The 20,475-nt window shown below is 54.2% G+C and carries 18 protein-coding genes and 3 tRNA genes; 9 read left to right on the top strand and 12 right to left on the bottom strand.

What is annotated here, in order from left to right; translation table 11 throughout:
- Positions 1-182 precede the first annotated feature (182 nt).
- The gene (locus FKN99_RS16410; RefSeq protein ID WP_172118871.1) at positions 183-4,235 is read left to right on the top strand and encodes a tetratricopeptide repeat protein; all 4,053 of its coding nucleotides are present in this window, start codon (positions 183-185) and stop codon (positions 4,233-4,235) included.
- Positions 4,236-4,584: 349 nt separating this feature from the next.
- The gene (locus FKN99_RS16415) at positions 4,585-4,776 is read left to right on the top strand and encodes a helix-turn-helix transcriptional regulator (protein WP_172118872.1); all 192 of its coding nucleotides are present in this window, start codon (positions 4,585-4,587) and stop codon (positions 4,774-4,776) included.
- A gap of 343 nt (positions 4,777-5,119) precedes the next feature.
- On the opposite strand, the gene FKN99_RS16420 is transcribed toward FKN99_RS16415, so the two are convergent.
- From FKN99_RS16420 to FKN99_RS16450, 7 genes are all read right to left on the bottom strand, one after another.
- A tRNA-Thr gene (locus tag FKN99_RS16420) sits at positions 5,120-5,195 on the bottom strand.
- 72 nt (positions 5,196-5,267) lie between these two features.
- Positions 5,268-5,342 (bottom strand) — tRNA-Gln (locus tag FKN99_RS16425).
- A 5-nt stretch (positions 5,343-5,347) separates the two neighbouring features.
- A tRNA-Phe gene (locus tag FKN99_RS16430) sits at positions 5,348-5,423 on the bottom strand.
- Between the two features lie 156 nt (positions 5,424-5,579).
- Positions 5,580-5,855: an oxidative damage protection protein gene (locus tag FKN99_RS16435; protein WP_172118873.1), complete on the bottom strand. Its 276-nt coding sequence runs from the start codon at positions 5,853-5,855 to the stop codon at positions 5,580-5,582.
- 35 nt (positions 5,856-5,890) lie between these two features.
- Positions 5,891-6,985 carry an A/G-specific adenine glycosylase gene (gene mutY / locus FKN99_RS16440; RefSeq protein ID WP_172118874.1) on the bottom strand — a complete coding sequence of 365 codons (1,095 nt, stop codon included), beginning with the start codon at positions 6,983-6,985 and terminating at the stop codon, positions 5,891-5,893.
- A 112-nt stretch (positions 6,986-7,097) separates the two neighbouring features.
- Positions 7,098-9,437, bottom strand: a complete 2,340-nt coding sequence (locus tag FKN99_RS16445) for an AsmA family protein (protein ID WP_172118875.1) — start codon at positions 9,435-9,437, stop codon at positions 7,098-7,100.
- The gene (locus FKN99_RS16450) at positions 9,437-9,919 is read right to left on the bottom strand and encodes an acetyl-CoA sensor PanZ family protein (protein ID WP_172118876.1); all 483 of its coding nucleotides are present in this window, start codon (positions 9,917-9,919) and stop codon (positions 9,437-9,439) included. Before FKN99_RS16450 ends, FKN99_RS16445 begins: the two co-directional genes overlap by 1 nt.
- Before the next feature lie 204 nt (positions 9,920-10,123).
- Between FKN99_RS16450 and hisB the strand changes: the two genes are divergently transcribed.
- The 5 genes from hisB to FKN99_RS16475 all read left to right on the top strand — a co-directional run bounded on the left by hisB (position 10,124) and on the right by FKN99_RS16475 (position 13,515).
- A complete protein-coding gene (gene hisB / locus FKN99_RS16455) occupies positions 10,124-10,717 on the top strand; it encodes an imidazoleglycerol-phosphate dehydratase HisB (RefSeq protein WP_172118877.1) in 594 nt (197 codons plus the stop codon).
- A gap of 88 nt (positions 10,718-10,805) precedes the next feature.
- On the top strand, positions 10,806-11,447 hold the full coding sequence (gene hisH, locus FKN99_RS16460; protein ID WP_172118878.1) for an imidazole glycerol phosphate synthase subunit HisH: 642 nt from the start codon (positions 10,806-10,808) through the stop codon (positions 11,445-11,447).
- Between the two features lie 11 nt (positions 11,448-11,458).
- The gene (gene hisA, locus FKN99_RS16465) at positions 11,459-12,205 is read left to right on the top strand and encodes a 1-(5-phosphoribosyl)-5-[(5-phosphoribosylamino)methylideneamino]imidazole-4-carboxamide isomerase (RefSeq protein ID WP_172118879.1); all 747 of its coding nucleotides are present in this window, start codon (positions 11,459-11,461) and stop codon (positions 12,203-12,205) included.
- Positions 12,202-12,975 carry an imidazole glycerol phosphate synthase subunit HisF gene (hisF, locus tag FKN99_RS16470; RefSeq protein ID WP_172118880.1) on the top strand — a complete coding sequence of 258 codons (774 nt, stop codon included), beginning with the start codon at positions 12,202-12,204 and terminating at the stop codon, positions 12,973-12,975. Before hisA ends, hisF begins: the two co-directional genes overlap by 4 nt.
- Before the next feature lie 36 nt (positions 12,976-13,011).
- Positions 13,012-13,515 carry a hypothetical protein gene (locus FKN99_RS16475; protein WP_172118881.1) on the top strand — a complete coding sequence of 168 codons (504 nt, stop codon included), beginning with the start codon at positions 13,012-13,014 and terminating at the stop codon, positions 13,513-13,515.
- A 12-nt stretch (positions 13,516-13,527) separates the two neighbouring features.
- On the opposite strand, the gene FKN99_RS16480 is transcribed toward FKN99_RS16475, so the two are convergent.
- Positions 13,528-14,130, bottom strand: coding sequence for a YjaG family protein (locus tag FKN99_RS16480; protein WP_172118882.1), 603 nt, complete (start codon positions 14,128-14,130; stop codon positions 13,528-13,530).
- Between the two features lie 113 nt (positions 14,131-14,243).
- On the opposite strand from FKN99_RS16480, the gene FKN99_RS16485 reads away from it, so the two are divergent.
- A complete protein-coding gene (locus tag FKN99_RS16485) occupies positions 14,244-14,936 on the top strand; it encodes a type 1 glutamine amidotransferase (protein ID WP_172118883.1) in 693 nt (230 codons plus the stop codon).
- Between the two features lie 19 nt (positions 14,937-14,955).
- Here the strand turns inward: FKN99_RS16485 and mnmH are convergent, their stop codons facing one another.
- The 4 genes from mnmH to FKN99_RS16505 form a co-directional block, all read right to left on the bottom strand.
- Positions 14,956-16,089: a tRNA 2-selenouridine(34) synthase MnmH gene (mnmH, locus tag FKN99_RS16490; RefSeq protein ID WP_406565438.1), complete on the bottom strand. Its 1,134-nt coding sequence runs from the start codon at positions 16,087-16,089 to the stop codon at positions 14,956-14,958.
- Positions 16,089-17,126: a selenide, water dikinase SelD gene (selD, locus tag FKN99_RS16495; protein WP_172118884.1), complete on the bottom strand. Its 1,038-nt coding sequence runs from the start codon at positions 17,124-17,126 to the stop codon at positions 16,089-16,091. Before selD ends, mnmH begins: the two co-directional genes overlap by 1 nt.
- A gap of 79 nt (positions 17,127-17,205) precedes the next feature.
- The gene (gene radA / locus FKN99_RS16500) at positions 17,206-18,579 is read right to left on the bottom strand and encodes a DNA repair protein RadA (protein ID WP_172118885.1); all 1,374 of its coding nucleotides are present in this window, start codon (positions 18,577-18,579) and stop codon (positions 17,206-17,208) included.
- 98 nt (positions 18,580-18,677) lie between these two features.
- Positions 18,678-19,130, bottom strand: coding sequence for a copper resistance protein NlpE N-terminal domain-containing protein (locus FKN99_RS16505; protein ID WP_172118886.1), 453 nt, complete (start codon positions 19,128-19,130; stop codon positions 18,678-18,680).
- A gap of 164 nt (positions 19,131-19,294) precedes the next feature.
- On the opposite strand from FKN99_RS16505, the gene hisC reads away from it, so the two are divergent.
- Positions 19,295-20,356, top strand: coding sequence for a histidinol-phosphate transaminase (gene hisC / locus FKN99_RS16510; RefSeq protein WP_172118887.1), 1,062 nt, complete (start codon positions 19,295-19,297; stop codon positions 20,354-20,356).
- The last annotated feature ends 119 nt before the right edge of the window (positions 20,357-20,475 follow it).

Below are 20,475 nucleotides of genomic sequence, written 5' to 3' on the forward strand. Positions count from 1 at the left end.
CCGTAGAGAAATAAGGACTTATATTCTCGGCTATCGGCAGAGACGTCTCCCCCCGAAAAATTGACTATGCTATAGAAACCACAGCCCCATACTAAGCTATTGCAGGATCGCTACTTTGCTAGGAATCGCCACTTCATCAACGTTTTTTTGATGCCCACTTCGTATGGAGGCTCGGCCCAAGTATGACCGAAGCGTTCAGCCAACCACCTTTTGTCGGCGATTCAAGGCATCGCGTCGTTGATGGTCTTGTCGATATACTTGATGAGATGAATTCGACCGGCGAACCGCGCTGGGTCTCACTGGAGGCACCATCCGGCTGGGGTAAGACCAGGGTCGTGCAAGAGTTCTATGCCAGACTGGCGGCACGCCAATCGAACCACTACTGGCCCGAAACAATCCTAGGAGCGAGCGACGTGCATGGCTTCGAGGTCGGCGATCGACGGAAGCGCGTGTTCCCTGATCCTCGCTATTTCGACCGAGAACCCCAATCGCTGCCGGAGTTCATGTGGCTGGGTATGGCATGTGATCTCCGCAACGGGCTCCCGTCGCAAACACTCCTCGAAGATCTACAACAGTTAAAGACACATGCGATTTACTTGGAAGCCGCCGCTGCGGCCCTGCAATCTGTGAGAAAGGGGCTTTTTCCAACTATTGGCCAAGCTCGAACGGTTTTGTCAGAGGTAATTGAAGCAGCGATCGGGGAAGGCCTAGCGTTTATTGTTGAGGAGGTTGCGAAGGCTTCCGTACCCGCCATAGGGCTTGTCGTCAAGCTAGGCAGATGGGGGGTGGATCGTGTGGCTGAGTCTAACCGACATGCCTCGGCGGTTGCCGCCAGCGGCGCACTACAAAAATTACAAGACGACGACCTAGTTGAAAGTGTAGTGGATATGCTTACCCGCCTTGCGCGGCCCGGCTTGCCGGTGATTGTCTTCGTCGAAGACCTTCATCGCGTTTCGGACATGTTCGAGGAATTGCTGGAGCGCCTTGTCCGGGCACGCTCGGCGGTTATGCTGATCACCACGACTTGGCCCGGAGAAGCGGCATCCAGAGATCGATTAGGTCCGCTCTTGTCCGAGGAGGGATTGCGTTCCCGGATTCTTCGTCTTCAACATGATGAAGACGCACCTACGGGCTTTCCCACTGGTGCCTCATTGGCCGCGCTGCCTAAGACTGCCCTCGCAGATATTGTCCTTTCTTACTATCCCAACGCCGAGCCACGAACGCTGGAACGCTTGGCCGCTCGCTATAACAACCCTCTGCCGTTGGAGCTGGTTTGCACGCTACCGAAATACCGGCGGCATTTCGCCGACGGTAGCCTGACCTTATCCGAGGAGGAGATCGAGGCACTGCCACGTCGCGTTGAGGATCTGTATCGGGAATTATGGGACGAACTGCCGTTGGCCGCACAACAGGTTATGGCCCTGGCTACTCTGGCTATTCCCGACAACGGGTCCGACTGGCATCACCCTATCACTCAGAGCGTGATTCAGGCCTGCGATAAAATGATTGATGAGGCGCTCTTTGTTCACCCGCTCGATCAGGATTCCCTCCCTCACGGTTGGGTGCGAACCGTGGAGTCTTGGTCGCGTCGCTTCAATGAGCCAGATCAACTTGCAATTGCCAGGCAGTCGGTTGAGGAATACTTCTTTGAGATACAGATTTATGAGTTCCTGGCACAGCTCGCTGCAGAAGTCACAAAGCGTGATCTGGCGGAATTCAATGCGGAAGACCAACATTGCGCTTGGCTGATACTGGCACTATATAAAGAACGCAAAACCAATGATCTAGATGCTTTGCGAGCCATTCGCTGTCTACAGCAGTCACTCCGAGTTTTCCCACGAGAGCTACCGACACTCATTGAGCTAGGGAAGTTCATTGAGTTATTTTCGATTAGTCAAAATAACGTCGAGTTGTTCATCGCGCGTCATGATTTTTTTTCAGCGCTTGCAGATTCGGGCCAGATATCTCTGGCTCTGGCAAAGTTCAATGTATTGTTGAAGGACCAGCAACTAGTGCTTGGACCAGATCATCCAGACGTGCTCGCCACTCGTAACAACATCGCTTGTTTACTGGGTAAATCCGGACAAACTAAACAGGCTCTGTTATTTTTCGAGGCACTGCTGAAAGATCGCGAACGAGTGCTAGGACCTGACCATCCAGATGTACTAACTACCCGCAACAACATCGCTTTTTGGCTGGCTAAGTCTGGACAGATCTCACAATCGTTGAAACAGTTCGAAGCATTGATGAAGGACCAGGAAAGATTGCTGGGACCAGACCATTCATCTGTGATAATCACCCGCAATAACATAGCATTTTGGATGGCAGAATCCGGCCAGTTATCACAAAGCTTGATACAGTTCAAAGCGTTACTGATGGACCAGCAACGGTTACTGAAGCCAGACCATCCTGGCTTGCTCGTCACACGCGGCAACATAGCGTTTCGTATGGCACAATCTGGACAGATTTCACAGGCGCTTACGCAGTTCAAGTCGCTCCTAAAGGACCAACAACAGTTGCTGGGACCTGACCATCCAGAAGTGCTCGGTACTCGCAGCGCTATCGCTACCTGGCTGGGTGAATCCGGACAGATCTCGCAGGCCCTCAAAAAGTTTAAAGGTCTGCTGCAGGATCAGCGAAGGGTGTTGGGATCAGACCATCCTGACTTGCTCGCCACCCGCAACAACATAGCTGCCTTGCTGGGAGAGCGAGGGCATTTCTCACAGGCATTGGAACTGTTAGAGACGTTGCTAGAAGCTCGGACGCTGGTGCTGGGACCCGATCATCCTGAAGTGCTCACTACCCGCAACAACATCGCTTCTTTGCTGGGAGAATCCGGACAGATCAAACAGGCTTTGATACGGTTCGAGGCACTACTGGATGACCAGCAAAGGGTGTTGGGCTCCCAACACCCAGACGTATTCCACACTCGTGGCAAGGTAGCTCAGTGCTTGGCTAAGTCCGGAAAAATCTCGCAGGCCCTAGTACAGTTAGAGACGCTGCTAGAGGAGCGGGAGCAGGTGCTTGGACCCGACCATACAGACGTGCTCACTACCCGCAACAACATCGCTTCTTTGCTGGGAGAATCCGGACAGATCAAACAGGCTTTGGTCCGGTTCGACGCGTTGCTAAAAGACCGCGAACGGGTGCTGGAACCCAACCATCCCCATGTGCTCATCACCCGCTGCAACATCGCGTACTGGCTGGGAGAGTCCAAACAGATCTCACAAGCCCTGAAAATCTCAGAGGGACTGTTGAAGTACCAGCAACAGATGTTGGGACTAGACCACCCAGACGTATTTCTCACCCGCAACAACATCGCACATTGGATGGCAGAATCCGGACAGACCTCACTAGCCTTAACACAGCTCAAGGAGGTGCAGGAAGACCAAGAGCAGGCACTGGGACTGAACCATCCAGGTGTGCTCGTCACCCGCAATAATATCGCTTCTTTATTAGGGGAGTCCGGGCAGATCGCTCAGGCGATGATAGAGTTCGAGGCGCTGCTGGGGGACCAGCAACAGATACTGGGGCTAGACCATCCAGATGCGTTCATCACCCGCAACAACATCGCTTTCTTGCTGGGAGAATCAGGTGAGATCAAGCAGGCCCTGGAACAGTTCGAGATGCTGCTGCAGGATCGACAGAGAGTAATGGGGCCAGACCATTTAGATGTATTTAACACCCGTAACAATATCGCTTCTTTGCTGGAAGAGTCCGGGCAGATCCCACAAGCCCTAACGCAATTCAAGACGTTGCTAGATGACCAACAACGGGCGCTGGGGCCAGAACACCCACACATACTCAATATACTCAACCAGTTCGCCTCTCTGCTGGCGAGAACCGGAGAGACCTCACAGGCCCTGAAGCAGTTTGGGGTGCTGCTTGAGAAACAGCAACAGGTGCTGGGGCCTGATCATCCACTTGTGCTTGACACCCACAACCACATAGCTTCCCTGCTGGCGAGATCCGGGGAGACTCTACAGGCACTGACGCAGTTCGAGGTACTACTTGAGAACCAGCGACGGGTGCTGGGGGCTGAACATCCACATGTTCTCAACACCCACAACCACATAGCTTGCCTGCTGGCGATATCCGGTGACATCCCTAAGGCCTTGACACATTTCGATGTACTGCTTGAGTACCAGCAACGGGTGCTGGGGCCAGAACATGCAGATACCTATAAAACGAATGATCTAATCAACTTACTTCGCTCGCGAGACACCCCGAGTTAATTGCCTACTAGCGAGACGACGCTGTTTTATTGATTTGGGAGCAGGTCACCTATGCCATTTCATAAACTTCATCCTTTTTGAACTACCCCACGCGAGGCAAATCCAAACTATCAAAGAAACCAGATCCAGCAAGGCCTCTCCAGGCCACTAATTGTTGTTTTTTGAGGAACCGCTAGGCCGCCAGAATATATCCACCCTTTAGCGTCGGGATCGGACCGGAAAACCAAATATGGCTGCCAAGAATATGCCCTACAAGGTCTAACTCCCGTATTCAAGGAATTAGACGCAACTGCTGCTCACCCGAATTTCCTAAAGTCACAGGTAAGCTTACTGTGACGTGGAGATACACATGCTTGCAAAATACCTATCAGCTGCGGACCTGGCCTCTCGGTTTGGTGTTTCAAAGGCGACCATTTGGCGCTGGAAACGTGAAGGTCAGATCCCCTCACCAATCTATCTGGGTGCTCGCTGTACGCGGTGGCGCGAAGAAGATATCCAGACTTACGAAAAAGGGTTAATCGCCGACGCGGCGCTCGGCTAGGCATAACGGCGACCGAGAAAATATCTGCCGATAAGGGCTGCGCTGGCAGCCCTTTTTTTGGTGTGCCATCCCGCCGAGCTCTCATATGGACAAGGAAGAGGGACTGTCACTTTTTGGGCTACGAGGTCGGTATACTGAACAGAAGGCACGCACTGCGAGGCGGTCTTATCAGCGCGCTCAGAAACGGTTTGCAGCCACGAAAAAAGCAGGCAGAATGGGTCTTGAGAGAAACGGTACGCACTACGGTACGCAGATGCAGAATTTGGGGAATGAAACAAAAAAGGCCACCGTTGAAGGTAGCCTTTTTAAGTCTCTAACATGTTGCTTTTAACCACTTTTTTAGTGGTGCCGACACCAGGAGTCGAACCCGGGACCTACTGATTACAAGTCAGTTGCTCTACCAACTGAGCTATGTCGGCGCTTCACATTTTCTTGAGAAAATGATTGCTTCGCTGTTAGGCTCTACAATCAACAAGAAATCTTGTTGGCAATGGCTGGGGTACCAGGATTCGAACCTGGGAATGCCGATACCAAAAACCGGTGCCTTACCACTTGGCGATACCCCAACGTTTGGTGGCCAGAGACGGAATCGAACCGCCGACACGGGGATTTTCAATCCCCTGCTCTACCAACTGAGCTATCTGGCCGCTGCCAACGGTGCGTATTAAACTAAAAACTCAGCTTTTCGTCAACACCTTTGTGAAACTTTCTTTTCTAACCGTCGCTTAGGGTAACTCTACGACTAACGGCGTAGGGCTGAAACACCCGTAATTCGTGGGGTTTCCGCCTGCTTGAGCCGTTGATTAAGCCTGCGTAGGCGGCACATAGCCCTCGGCCTGATCGGTGGTTTCGTTATTCAGGAAGCGTTGCATTTGATCCATCAGGTAGGCGCGCGCTTCCGGGTCGAGCATATTCAGGTGCTTTTCGTTGATTAAACGGGTCTGCAGCGCCTGCCACTCTTCCCACGCCTGCTTGGATACAGTGGTTTGGATTTCCTGGCCCTGCTTGCCGGGTAGCGGCGGGAACGGAAGCGCTGGCAGCTCTTTTTGATACTTACGACAAAAAACCGTATTACTCATTGATAACTCCTTGGTGGACAGTAACGTCCAAGGCCTTATACACGCCCGGGCGCTAAGTTAAGGGTAAAAGATGCCAGTTGACCCAGCAGCGCTTTGACAGGTGCCGCCAAGCCAAGCTCCCGGGGGTGGTTAACATCAAACCACACCCCGTGCTCTCTTACCTCACTCAGCCTATCGCAGGAAACCGGCTGAGGGGTAATCTCAAGGCGAAAATGGCTAAAGGTATGCTGGAAGCCTGGCATGGCCGTCTCACGTTTAGGCGATACAACGTGTTGTTCAAGCCAGTCGTTCAGTTCACTGTGCGTGTCGAATTGCGGCAAGCTCCATAGCCCGCCCCACAAACCGCTAGGCGGGCGCTGCTCCAACCAGACGCGCCCTTGGGAATCGCGTAGCAGGAGCATAATCGTACAGCGAGTGGGCAACGCTTTTTTGGGTTTGGATTCAGGATAGCGCTGTGGCTCACCCTGAGCGTACGCCAGGCATACATCATTAAACGGGCAGCATGTGCAGTCAGGCTTACTGCGCTTACATAAGGTGGCACCAAAATCCATCATCGCCTGCGTGAAGTCCGCCAAGCGTGTGGACGGCGTGTAGTAGTCGGCCAGCGCCCACAACGTTCGTTCGACAGCAGGCTTACCGGGCCAGCCAGGAATAGCGTGTAATCGCGTTAGCGAGCGTTTTACGTTGCCATCTAAAATGGCGGCTCGGTTGCCGGTACTCTGGGCGATAATTGCGCCTGCCGTTGACCGCCCAATGCCAGGCAAAGCGACTAGCGCATCGACACTTTCAGTGGGCAGTTCGCCGTTGTGCGCCTCCAGCGCCAGCTGAGCGGCCTTATGCAGGTTGCGCGCCCGGGCGTAATAACCAAGCCCGGTCCATAAGTGCAACACCTCATCCTGAGGAGCGAGAGCGAGCGACTCAAGCGTTGGAAAGCGAGCCATAAAGCGCTCGAAGTAAGGGATCACTGTCGCCACTTGGGTCTGCTGAAGCATAATTTCCGAAACCCACACTCGGTAAGCGCTACGGGGCGACTGCCAAGGCAAGTCGTGCCGACCATACTGGTCAAACCAGGTAAGCAGGCGGCGATAAAACTCGCTTGCTTCAAGCCTTGGGGTTGGAATATCAGCCATTGGGACTCCTTCGCTAGCGTGTTCGTAACGTCTTTGGCTAAATGAGCCAATCAGCGTATACCAATAAAAAAGCGCCGGCATTTAGCCGGCGCAGACTGACTTATAGGAATGCTCAGTTGAAGAGGCGGCGAATACCTTCGCGAAGGTTTTGGCCGGCGCCTTCACCCAAGCGCTCATCCAACTGATCCAACGAACCGCCTACGCGCTCCTCAAGTTCCGTAGTCACACGGTTTCCAGCTTCGTTACGCAACAGGTTAACCACGGCGGTCTGAAAAGCCTCTCGATCAATGCGGCACCATTCGCTGGTTACATCGCCAATGTGGCCCTCACAGCGAACGGGCAGCGGCAACTGCTCCAGGCGAGGGTTCACTTCACAGGCAGCATCGGCGGTATTCGCTAACCGTGCATCTGCACGCGTATCAAAGTTCAGGCTGTTGAAATTCAGCTCGCCCTTTCCGTTAACTTCGATCCCCGGCAGGGTGATGTTCAGGTTGTCACTGCTCATGACGCCATTACGTATCTGGAACGTCGCATCAAAACGCTCGAAGCGCGTATCGTTATGCCAGTCGTGGACGGTTCCTTCGCCTTCTACCTGGGCTGCCAGTTCACACATCTGCTGAGAAATATTAATATCTAAAATCGCACCTTCATTAAGGCGCCCATCCAACTGTCCATTCAGGTTGCTGACCAACGCTTCACGGGTATTGCCACGGGACGTTAGCTCGCCATCCAGATGCAAGCGCCCTCTCAGCGGAGAGGGCTCGTCCTCATCACTGAGCGCTTCAATCAGCGATGCCATTTGCACATTATTAATGGTCGGGACCAGCGCCCACTCCATTACCCGCTCGCGGGCATCCAACTGGCCTGAAGCACTAAGTTCTCCGTCATAAAAGCGTGCGTCAAAGGCGGTCAGTTGCTGAAGGCCTTCCTCACCTTGTAGCTGCAAGCGCGTGTCATTAAAGGTAAGACCTCCCAGCAGAAGTGTATCGACACGTAGGTCACCCTCCATTGACAACTCACTGAGCCATGCTTGCGGCAGCAACGTCTCTGCACTCTGGGCAAACGCCCTGCGCAATAAGCCTAAACTGGCCTGCTGAGACGTTGCGGGACCTGGAAGATAATGATCAACATTCAGGTTATCGCCTTCCAGATCAAACGTTAACTGCGACCCATCCAGCGCGGCAGCAACTTGCCCTGTAAAGGTGCTGTCATCGACAACCAGCGATAGCCGAGGTAGCGATACGTGCTGCTCATCCCCTTCAATGGGGCTGGTCATGGCGATATCGCTAAGCGCTGCCTCGCTAGTGGTATTCAATTCAACGCCTGCACGAGTCAACCACGGACGCAGCGTAAAAGGCGCGGCGGTCACCTGGCCACGATATCGAGGAGCATCAAACATCTGCTCGACATTCAGGTGGCCACTCACGCGCAGACCATCAGGCCCGGTCAGCTGTAGCTCCTTTAGCTGTGCGGTTTGCGCCTGCCAGTTACTTTCCAAACCAAAGGCTAGCGCCAACGCTAAACTGCCCTGCCATTTTTCAGGGTCCTGCAGGCCTGCTTCTAGTACGCCTTCGGTAATACTTAACTGCTTCTCTTCCATACGTGCGACGATTTCAGCCGCCCTTAAACCAAGCCGCTGGGGCTCACTGTCTGGGTGCAAACGTGTGTTTGTACTTAAACGGGTATTTTCCAGTACCACGCTGTCTTCTGCGAGCTTAAGGCGCATGCGTGTTTCAAGGTCAATATCGGTGGTTAAATCCGGCGTGCGCTCCAGCACTTCAGCATCCAAACGATTATGTTTGGTTAGCGTAAACATGGCTTTTAAAGGGAAAGGACTTACCGGATTGACGTTGCTGCCGGAAACATTCAGCGACTGCAGGCGCCACAGCGCTTGGCTTTGCGCATCGCGAAAACGAATATCGGCGTCTTTTACTTCAACACTGGCGATGTTCAATACAACGGAAAGATTGCCCGCATCGGCATTCGGCCCTGCACTTGCTGGCGCCAGCACAGTTTGTGCTTTTTCATCGCTACCTTCAGCCAAACGCTCGACCAGCGGCTCCCAGTTGCCTTCACCTGCCTCGTCCCGCTCAAGGTTTAGGCGCATGCCGTCCAGCGTTAAGCCGTCAACTGCAATTTCGCCGCGCAATAATGGCGCAAAAGCGACGCTGACCTCGGCGCGCTGTATAGAAGCAAACGATGTATCTTCTTCCGATTGCTCGGGCAGCCAGGCACGCGCTTGCTCAACGCTTACCCCAATGCGTGGATAGAAAGACCATGTGATCGGCCCATCAAGCGCCAGGTGCAGCCCCGTATGCTCTTCCACAACGGACGTCAGGCGTGGCTTGAAATCTTCGGGGTCAAGAAAGGTGGTCACATAAACCACCGCCGCCACCCCTACAATGGCGAGAATGCCGACAGCAGCCAGCAAAATACGTAATAACTGTTTCATTACCCTTTCCCTTGTGGGTCTAACTCAACAAAATTGCTGGTAAGAGGTTGATCCGATGTGGGTCTTTCGGCACTGGTGCCAGGGCGATAGCCAAGCTTGGAGAGCAGCACCTGGTCGGCCAACGGTAGCGATGAGATGTCAATACGCAGTTTACGCCCCTCTTGCTTGGCCTGTTCACCCAGCAGCGCCATTAGCCGCGAGCCAACGCCGCGGCGGCGTGTGGTTTTGCGTACACAGAGCTCTGAAAGCCACCATGCCCGGTCTTGTCCTTCTTGAATAGCCACCGCTCCCAACAATCGATCATTAAAGTGTGCGCAGGCAAAAAAGTGCTTCGCTTTTAGATGTTGCTCTATAAAAGGCAGGACCGCTTGAGCAGGCACTCGCTCTTTCGGTGCATCCTCATAAATGCGCATCAAATCGAGACGCACTTGTTCATCGTTCTCCCAACAGGCTTGGTCGACGCGCTCCAGTGTCACCGGCATGATGAACTCCTCTTCGCCAAAGCAGCAAAACTGCCATTTTTAATGCCTAAAAGGGCGGCTACATTGCGCGCATTGTAGCGGATGGGGGCGCCGATTCTCTATAATGTTCGCTTTGCCGCAGATATATGTCCTAATAACAGAGCGATGAAACAGTGCGACCCATCGCCTTCCCTTCAGAATGCGCTAGAGCGCAGGAGATGCAACATGGCAGCGCGTATTGCCACGGTTAGCCGTGATACCAATGAAACCCAGATCACCGTCAGCGTCAATCTGGATGGCGAAGGCCACCTTCGCTGCGAGACGGGCGTTCCCTTTCTGGATCATATGCTTGATCAGGTTGCACGCCACGGGATGATAGACCTTGATATCCTCGCCAAAGGCGATTTGCATATTGATGAACACCATACCGTTGAAGACCTGGGCATTACTCTAGGCCAGGCGTTTAATGAAGCAATTGGCGACAAGCGCGGCATTTATCGCTATGGCCATGCGTATGTGCCGCTGGATGAAGCACTCTCCCGCGTGGTGATCGACTTCTCTGGTCGGCCCGGCCTTTATATGGATGTCGAATTTACGCGCGCCACCATAGGCCGTCTTGATACCCAGCTGTTCTGGGAGTTTTTTCAAGGGTTCGTTAATCATGCGCGCGTCACGCTGCATATTGACAACATGAAAGGCTTTAACGCTCACCACCAGGCCGAAACAATTTTTAAAGCCTTTGGACGCGCCCTACGCATGGCGGTGGCAGAAGATCCACGCATGGCGGGGCAGATGCCTTCCACCAAAGGGAGCCTGTAATGGCGGGCTGTCGTACCTATATCAGTGCATATATCAGTACAGTAAACAGCTCAGGTAACCGTTCGTTCACTCGATCAAGGAGCGCTTCATGACTATTGCGGTAATCGACTACGGGATGGGTAATCTACATTCTGTCGCGAAGGCGCTTGAGCATGTAACGCACGAGAACGTCATTATCACCCGTGATTCGCGGCGCATTTTAGGCGCCACCCGCCTGGTACTGCCAGGCCAGGGTGCTATTCGCGACTGTGTGAGTGAGCTTGAACGCACGGAGCTGCGTGGCTTGGTTGATGATGTGCTAACGCGTCAGGCGAAACCGTTGCTGGGCATTTGCGTGGGCCAGCAAATGTTAATGGAGCGAAGCGAAGAGAACGGCGGCGTCGACTGTCTGGGCTTCTTCAAGGGCAGCGTGGATCGCTTTCCGACCACGATGCGCGACGCGCACGAACAGCGTTTAAAAGTGCCACATATGGGCTGGAACCTGGTGGAACAAAGCCATGACCATCCGCTATGGGCAGGCATTGATAACAACGAGCACTTCTACTTTGTGCACAGTTATTACGTGAATGCTGCCGACGATGCCCAGGTTTTTGGCACCACGCATTATGGCGATGTCAGTGCCCACGTGGCGATTGGCCGCGATGCCACCTTTGCCGTACAGTTCCACCCGGAAAAAAGCTCCCGAGCAGGCCTACGCCTACTCGAAAACTTTGTCACCTGGACACCCTAAGAGGTTTAGTTATGTTGGTAATTCCTGCGATTGATCTCAAAGACGGCCAGTGTGTGCGGTTGAAACAGGGGCGTATGGATGATGCAACCTCTTACGGCGATGACCCGGTCGCTATGGCCGCGCGCTGGGTAGAAGCTGGCGCGCGACGCCTTCATCTGGTCGATTTGAACGGTGCGTTTGAAGGTAAGCCGGTCAATGGCGACGCCGTGACAGCCATCGCACGTGCCTACCCCAACCTGCCCATTCAAATTGGTGGCGGCATTCGTACTGCTGAAACCATTGAGCACTACCTGAATGCAGGCGTATCCTACGTGATTATCGGCACCAAGGCGGTTAAAGAGCCCGCGTTTGTGGGTGAAATGTGCCGCGCTTTTCCTGGTCGCGTGATTGTTGGCTTGGACGCTAAAGACGGCTTCGTGGCCACCGACGGCTGGGCAGAAGTTTCAAGCGTTAAAGCCGTCGACCTGGCAAAACAGTTTGCTGATGACGGCGTCTCCAGCATCGTCTATACCGACATTGCCCGTGACGGCATGATGCAAGGCGTTAACGTTGAAGCAACGGCTCAGTTGGCTCGCGAAGGCGGCTTGCCGGTCATCGCCTCTGGGGGCGTGACCAACCTGGATGACATTAAAGCGCTATGCGATGTCGCCGATAGCGGTATTTTAGGCGCCATTACCGGTCGTGCCATTTACGAAGGCAGTCTGGATGTGGCTGAAGCACAACGTCTTAGCGACCAGCTAACAGGAGGCGGTGAGTGAGCTTATCCAAGCGTATAATTCCCTGCCTGGACGTTGATGCTGGGCGAGTGGTGAAAGGCGTCAACTTTGTCGGCATTCGTGATGCAGGCGACCCGGTCGAGATTGCCCAGCGCTATAACCAGCAGGGTGCCGATGAAATTACCTTTCTGGATATTACCGCTAGCCACGAAGGCCGCGACACTACTGTCGAAATGGTCGAACGCATCGCAGGGGAAGTGTTTATTCCGCTGACGGTGGGTGGCGGTATTCGCAGCTGTGACGATATTCGTACAATGCTGAATGCAGGCGCGGATAAAGTGTCGATCAACACCGCCGCCGTTACGAATCCTGAATTTGTTCGCGAAGCTGCGGAACGCTTTGGCAGCCAGTGCATCGTAGTGGCGATTGATGCCAAGCGCGTCTCCAATGAAGGCGAGCCGCCGCGCTGGGAGATTTTCACGCATGGCGGCCGCCGCCCAACCGGGCTTGATGCGGTGGAGTGGGCCAAAAAAATGGTCGAGTTTGGCGCGGGCGAGCTGCTGCTCACTAGCATGGACCGTGATGGCACCAAAATCGGCTTTGACCTTGGCGTGACCCACGCGATTTCAGAAGCCGTGAGCGTGCCAGTGATTGCATCTGGCGGCGTGGGCAATCTGGATCACCTGGTGGACGGCGTATTGAAAGGTGGTGCGGATGCGGTGCTGGCCGCCAGTATTTTCCACTTTGGAGAGCATACGATCCCTGAAGCAAAGCGCTATATGGCAGAACGCGGTATCGAGATGCGTCTGTAACATTTTTGTTGCCCAGTCCCTTTTTAGGAGTATTACATGCCCCGTTGTTTCCCATGGTTGGGAGGGCTAACTGGTTTATGGCTGAGCGCATCTGCCTCAGCCTTCACCTTACCGGACTGGCCTCCGACGCTTGAGCTGGACCATACGCTGGTGCAAACCAGCCTGTTAACCCGCCACTTTGATCCACAGCCAGATCATAACAATCAGCAGAATTTGATCGGCATTGAGTTACATAACCCGGAGCGTTGGCTGGCAGGTACGGCGTGGTTTAAAAACTCGTATAATCAGCCCACCTGGTACGTTTATGCCGGGCGTGAATTCCCCCTTTGGCAGTTCAAAGAGATTAACGTCAGGGCCAAACTCACCGGTGGGCTCCTACATGGCTATAAAGGTGAGTATCGGGACAAAATCCCTCTCAACCACCTTGAAACCGCACCCGCCCTGCTGCCCAGCATTGGTATGCAGTGGGGGCGCTTTGAGTCTGACCTCATCATTTTCGGCACCGCTGGCATGATGGTAACCGCAGGCCTGCGCTTTTAGGCAGGCCAAGCCTCACTCATCATCTTCCTCAAGGCTAAGGCCCAGATTACTGATACCGCCGTTACGCCCTAGCGTGCGTATTTCCTTAAGCGCGGCTTTGTTTAGCGGTTCACTGACCGCTTCCAAAACCGCGTCCTGAAAATCATTTTCGTCGGCCATTAACGGATGGTCCCGAATCAGTAAAGCAAGCTTTTGGGCATCCTCTTCGCCTTCAGTAAGTTCGATAAAGGCACGTACCCCGGCACGTGACGTACGGCTCACATCCAGCACGGCTTCGGGAGAGTCGCCTTGCAGTGTGTCCAACAACGCCGACAGGGAAACCACCGCGTCCAGCGCACGACGCGCACCAAAGCTTTCATCGTCAGCAGGCGGCTCGCACTCCGCCAATTTTTCCGCCTGACGCGCAAAATCAATGCTCGCGTTGGGCACGCTTAAGCGCTCCCAAACCAGGCTAATTACGGTACGCAGCGTGTGAATATCCCCTTGGCCAGTGGTCTGCTCGTACAGGGCATAATTAGGCAGCAGGCGCTCACATAATGCAGCCATAAACGCTTGCTGAGCCGGTAGCGGAAGCAGTTGCAACTGCTGATAAAATCCTGGGGGCTTGGACGCCATACTGATTTCCTAACGCGTGATATTGGTGAAATGGGGGCAATACGTTATGGTCGAACTCGCGCTGTCATTAACACTGACAGCCTTTACTGTGTACGGCCGGCGAGGAGATTACCATGCATATTCATTTGCTTCAGCACGGCGCTGATCATGCTCCCGCCCGCTTAACGGACTGGTTAAGCAGTATGGGACATAGTTACACCATTTTTCATCTTTATGCCGGCGAGTTAACGCCTCGTCCGGCAGAAAGCGATGCGTTAATCGTGCTGGATGGCTCTGAAACGTTTATAGATCAGCCGCCAGCCTGGTTTAAAGCCGAAAACAAATTGATTAACCGTTATCTGGATGGTCAAAAGCCCCTGATGGGCATTGGCCTGGGGGCCCTGTGGATCGCTCAGGCACTTGAGGCAATCATCGCTCCAGGTACGTATCCCGAAAGAGGTTGGCATACCGTATCGCTGGCCCCAGAAAGCCCGTTTGACTTACCCGAGCAGTTTGACGCTTTTATGTGGCATCGTTATGTATTTAGCTTGCCCGATAATGCACTGCCGTTGGGCGGCAGTACGGCGGCACCGCTGCAAGGCTTTAGCTGGGACAGTGGCCGCGTCATCGGTTTGCTTTGCCTCTTTGAGGTAACGCTTGCCAATGTGAAAAAGCGCCTTGAGCATGCCGAGCCCACTACGCCTACCTCTTCCGCGGCAGACCGCTTTCGCCTGGAAAGTAGTCAGATCCTTGAAGACGCAACGCGCTTTCATCGGCTGGCACCTCTGCTTGATCGCGTCATGACTCAATGGCTTAGAGTGAGCTAACCACGCCGAAAGATAGCCGCTAGGCGCTCCACTGCTTAGCGGCTTCCCAACAGCTGTCCCAATCCCCCACGTGAAGTTCTGGCACCGCTGTCGCGCGCTGTTTTTCGAGATGGTAGCGGTAAAGCGGGTCGTAATATTCAGTGAGAAGTGGTGCAAGCCATGCTTCATGCGCCTGGGGGTTGCCTTCGCCATGGGCCTTAAAAGCCAGTGCCTGTAAGCGTTGCATACGCTGTAAGCGCGCGTTACCCAAGCGCTTTTCAAGACGGATTAATGCGTTGCCCAACTGGCGTTGCATTAATTCCCAGCCCTGCTGCGCCCCGAAGTGTGCGGTGTACTCCTTTTCCAGCTCAATAACGTAGTCGTTCAGGAGTTGATCAAGTCGCCAATCGAGCGGCATTTCAATGCGCACACGCGGTGCCTTTTGTAGGGCGTGCCAGAAGGTGAGCGGTATATTGGCGTTCCCGATCTGGCGAGACTCGTCTTCAATGACCAGCTTTCCCGGCAGGGCCAGTAGCCGCGCTGCCAGCGCATGTTCAAAATCAATCTGTGTGGCAGGGGCTTCGGGCCTGCGACCAAAGGCAGAACCTTTATGATGAGCGCAAGCCTCAAGATCAACCCCGTTATCCAGCCGATTGATCAACGTGGTTTTAGCGCATCCGGTTAACCCGGCAATTATCAGCATGGGCTGTTCGGCCGCTACGTCTATGCGCTGGCAAAGCGCGTGGCGCATGGCTTTCCAGCCGCCGCGAATACGCGGTTTAGCAATGCCCACCTCGTTAAGCCACTGCTGGGCAATTTGCGAGCGTAACCCTCCGCGAAAGCAATAAATAATCGCATCCGGGTGCTCGGCCAAACAAGCCTGCCATGCGGCTACCCGAGCCTGCTTGATATCACCACTAACCAACCGCTCGCCCAACGCGATAGCGGCATGTTGACCTTGCTGCTTATAGGCGATACCCACCTGACGGCGCTCCTCATCAACCATTAAAGGAAGATTCACCGCCCCCGGCAGCGCTCCCTGGGCGAACTCTACCGGGGCACGCAAATCAATCAGGGGTCGCGCTTCGCTGATCAAATGTAACGATGCAGGTATCGTTTCAAGCTCATTCTTAGGCACTGTTTCAGGTACTGTTTCAAGCGCTCTCTCAAGCACTATCCCACCACCTCGATCAGCGCCTCGCTCTCACGGGCTTTCATGACGCCAAACGGCTGAAGCGATAAGCCGAACTCGCGGCCAATGCGTTCAACATCATCTTGCCAAGCGGGGTCGACACTTAGCAGTAAACCGCCTGACGTTTGCGGGTCGCATAGCCACTGCCAGTGAGCTTCATCCATATCAGGCAAGCTTTTACCTAAGGCATCGCGGTTGCGCCGTGTGCCGCCGGGAACGGCCCCTTGACGACGATAGGTTTCTGCCTGAGCCAGCCGAGGTAGGCGGCGAAAATCTATCTGGGCCATGACGTTGCTTGCGCTGCATATTTCCGACAAATGCCCCGCTAAGCCAAACCCGGTAACGTCGGTCATGGCATTAAGGCCTTTTACATCAGCCAGCTTGACGCCGATACGGTTGGATTTAAGCATGGTTTCTCGAGCCAACCCGTGATGCCCTGCTTCCAGCAGGCCTTGCTTCTCTGCGGTGGTCAGCAGCCCAACGCCTAACGGCTTGGTCAAAAACAGCAGATCACCCGGCTTAGCGCGGCTATTGAGCTTTAGCTTGTCTAGATCGACCAGCCCATTTACCGCTAAGCCAAAAATGGGTTCAGGTGCATCAATCGAGTGGCCACCCGCCAAGGCGACACCCAGCTCACGGCAAATGCCCTGGGCGCCGGCAATGACATCACCGGCAATCTCCGGGCTCAACTTGTCTAATGGCCAGCCGAGAATACTCAGCGCCATGACCGGCGTACCGCCCATGGCGTAAATATCACTGATGGCGTTCGTGGCAGCAATTCGCCCAAAATCAAACGGGTCATCGACAATCGGCATAAAGAAGTCCGTAGTGGCAATCATGCCTCGCCCATCGCCCAAGTCGTAGACAGCGGCATCTTCGCGCCCTTGATTGCCCACAATGAGCTGCTTATGCCCGGCTAACGGCCCCGCTTTGGCGAGAATACTGTCCAGTACATCCGGAGCTATTTTACAGCCACAGCCTGCGCCATGACTGTATTGGGTTAGGCGAATTGAACTCATTGTGTCTCTCCTTGGCACTGCATGTTTTTAGAACAGTTGTTATAACAGCCTTAATAACAATTCTTATAGCGTAGCCTACTTAAAGCGCCTCTAGCGCGTCGCTAAGCTTATCGACGGCAATGACTTCCATCCCCTTGGGTGACTGCTTGGGTGCATTCGCACGAGGCACAATCGCACGTAAAAAACCGTGTTTGGCGGCCTCGGCAATACGCTCCTGCCCACTGGGTACCGGGCGTATTTCACCAGAAAGCCCCACTTCGCCAAACACTACCAGCTCCTTGGGTAACGCGCGGTTTTGTAGACTGGAGACGACCGCGAGCAGTACGGCCAGGTCCGCACTGGTCTCCAATACTTTTACCCCGCCCACCACGTTCAGGAAAACATCCTGGTCGCCGGTAAAAAGGCCGCCATGACGGTTAAGCACGGCCAGCAGCATGGCTAAACGGTTTTGGTCTACCCCAACGGCCACACGGCGTGGGTTCCCCAAGGCGGATTCATCAACCAGCGCCTGTACTTCGACAAGAATAGGGCGAGTGCCTTCCCACACCACCATGACAAGGCTGCCCGGCGCCTGCTCTTCCTGGCGCGAGAGAAAAATGGCACTGGGGTTTTTAACCTCTTTTAAGCCTTGCTCCAGCATGGCGAAGACGCCCAGCTCATTCACCGCACCAAAGCGGTTTTTCTGACCGCGCAGGGTTCTAAAGCGGGAATCGGCGCCACCTTCCAGCAAAAGCGACGCATCGATCATATGTTCCAGTACCTTGGGGCCTGCCAGTGTGCCATCTTTGGTGACATGGCCCACCAGTAACAGCACCGTATTGGTTTGCTTGGCAAAGCGGGTAAGCGCAGCGGCGGACTCACGTACCTGGGCCACCCCGCCCGGCGCCGAGCTAATATCCTCCAGATGCATGGTTTGGATAGAGTCGATCACCAATATTTCAGGCTTCTCACGCTCAGCCACGGCCAGGATAGTCTCAACGCTGGTTTCCGCAAGCATTTTCAAGCCGTTGGTAGGCAGCTGCAGGCGATGGGCGCGCATGGCGACCTGAGACAATGACTCTTCACCGGTGACATACAAAATGCGCCGCTGCTGGGCCAGCTTACAGGCCGTTTGCAGCAGTAGCGTGGACTTGCCCGCACCAGGGTTGCCCCCAAGCAGTACCGCAGAACCCGGCACCAAGCCACCGCCCAACACACGGTCAAACTCATTAAAGGTGGAGCTTAGCCGCGGCACTTCACTTAGGTCGACGTTGCTTAAATCAACCACATCCCGGGAGAGGTCACCCGCATAACCTCCCCGACCTGACCCACTGCTTCCGCTTCCGGGCCGCGCACTGGCCAAGCGAATCTCGCTCAGCGTATTCCACTCGTTACAACTGGAGCACTGGCCCTGCCACTTGCGATACTCCGCGCCGCACTCGGTACATACAAAGGCACTTTTGGCTTTAGCCACCGCACTGATACTCCCGTTGATATTAACTCTTTGTCACTATTACCAGGCTATAAAATACAAAAGGCGGCCAATGGCCGCCTTAGGATGTTACTGCTTACTTACTGACGCTGTAGCTGCAACATTTCGCCATTTTCAAAGCGACGACGCTCTGGATCAATTAGCTCCAGCGTACGTTCATCAATACGTTGAAAGTAGTAAATTTGGCCGTCGCCACTGGGCGTCAACTCGTAAACAGAGGCATCGGGATCAGACGGCGTGCCGCTCAACACTTCCCAGTTACCTGCGTAGTTTTCAGGCGGAGGCGTTTGAGGGTGGTTGCGATACGTCGCATCCAGTGTGAAAGTACGCTCATCAGGTGTGCTTGTTTCTTCGCCCACCATGGTAACGTCCAGATCAATACCATCACAGTTACGGCAAGGCAGTGTGCCTTGGTAGCGCTGTTGTGACGCGCTAACGCCTGCGTCACTTTCCTGGGCCGAAGGGCCGCCGGTCGCACAGCCTGCCAACAATGCCAACATAGCCGAACCGGCTAGCAAACTCCTGAATTGCATGGGGTGTCTCCTTATCGTGTTGGTCATACATTTCTTTCGCGCGATTATGACAGCATAACCGTTACAAGGTGCAACGCACACCCCTGATTGCAAGGGGAATGCTTGCGCTTAAGCGAGCATCAAGCGACCATGGCCTATTATGCAAGGATAATCAGGTTACCCACATGAGCCAATACTGGAGTCCCGCTGTTAAAGCGCTAACCCCTTATATACCCGGGGAGCAGCCGCGTGAGCGTATTATCAAGCTCAATACCAATGAAAACCCTTACCCGCCAGCGCCGGGCGTCGGCCAGGCACTGCGTGACTACGCGACCGACCATTTGCGTCTCTATCCCGACCCAACGTCTGCCGCACTGCGTTCAAAGCTTGCTGAAACGTATGGCGTTGAAAGCCAGCAGGTATTTGTGGGCAATGGTTCAGATGAGGTGCTAGCGTTGGCTTTTCAAGCCTTCTTCTGTCACGGCACACCGCTTGATGCCCCGTCGATTACCTATAGCTTTTATCCGGTATACGCCAACCTGTATAACGTTGAGCTACGCACTCATCCACTCAATGAGCAGTGGGAAGTTGATCTGGAGGCGCTGGGAACCGCGTCGGCACGTAGCGGAGTGATTTTTGCCAACCCGAATGCGCCTACCGGACATGCGCATTCGCTTGAGGATATTGAAACACTACTCAAGCGGGTAACGGATCGCGTTGTATTAGTTGATGAAGCGTATGTCGACTTTGGCGCCGAAAGCGCGATTGCATTAATTGATCGCTATCCGAATTTACTGGTGACGGGCACGTTCTCAAAATCACGCAGCCTGGCCGGCTTACGCTTAGGCTACGCCATTGGCTCAGTGGAGTTGATTGATGGCCTGCACCGCGTTAAGGACTCGTTTAACTCCTACCCGGTAGATAGCCTGGCAAGCCTTGTAGGTATTGCTGCACTTGACGATAAAGCGCACTTTGACGCAAGCCGGGAGCGCGTGATTACAACCCGTGAACGCACCCGTCAGCGTCTTGAAGCATTAGGATTTGAGGTATTACCCTCCAAGGCCAATTTTGTGCTTGCCCAGCATCCTGAGCATGCAGGCGCTCAACTGTTTGCGGGCCTTCGCGAGCGCGGCATTCTTGTACGCCACTTCAATACCTCTGAGCTTAATAACTTCCTGCGCATTACCATCGGCACTGACGATGAGATGGATAGCCTGATAGAGGCGCTGGAAGCGATCTGCGGCTAGTTCGCTCGCCATACAAAGTTTTAATGCCCTGTAGCGCGAGGCGCGGCAGGGCATTTTTGTAAGCATAAGCTTCAGCCACCGCTTTTCATTTTCCACGCATAAAAAAATCCCCGCGGCCT

The organism is Halomonas hibernica (assembly GCF_013183775.1).
GTDB lineage: Bacteria > Pseudomonadota > Gammaproteobacteria > Pseudomonadales > Halomonadaceae > Vreelandella > Vreelandella citrativorans.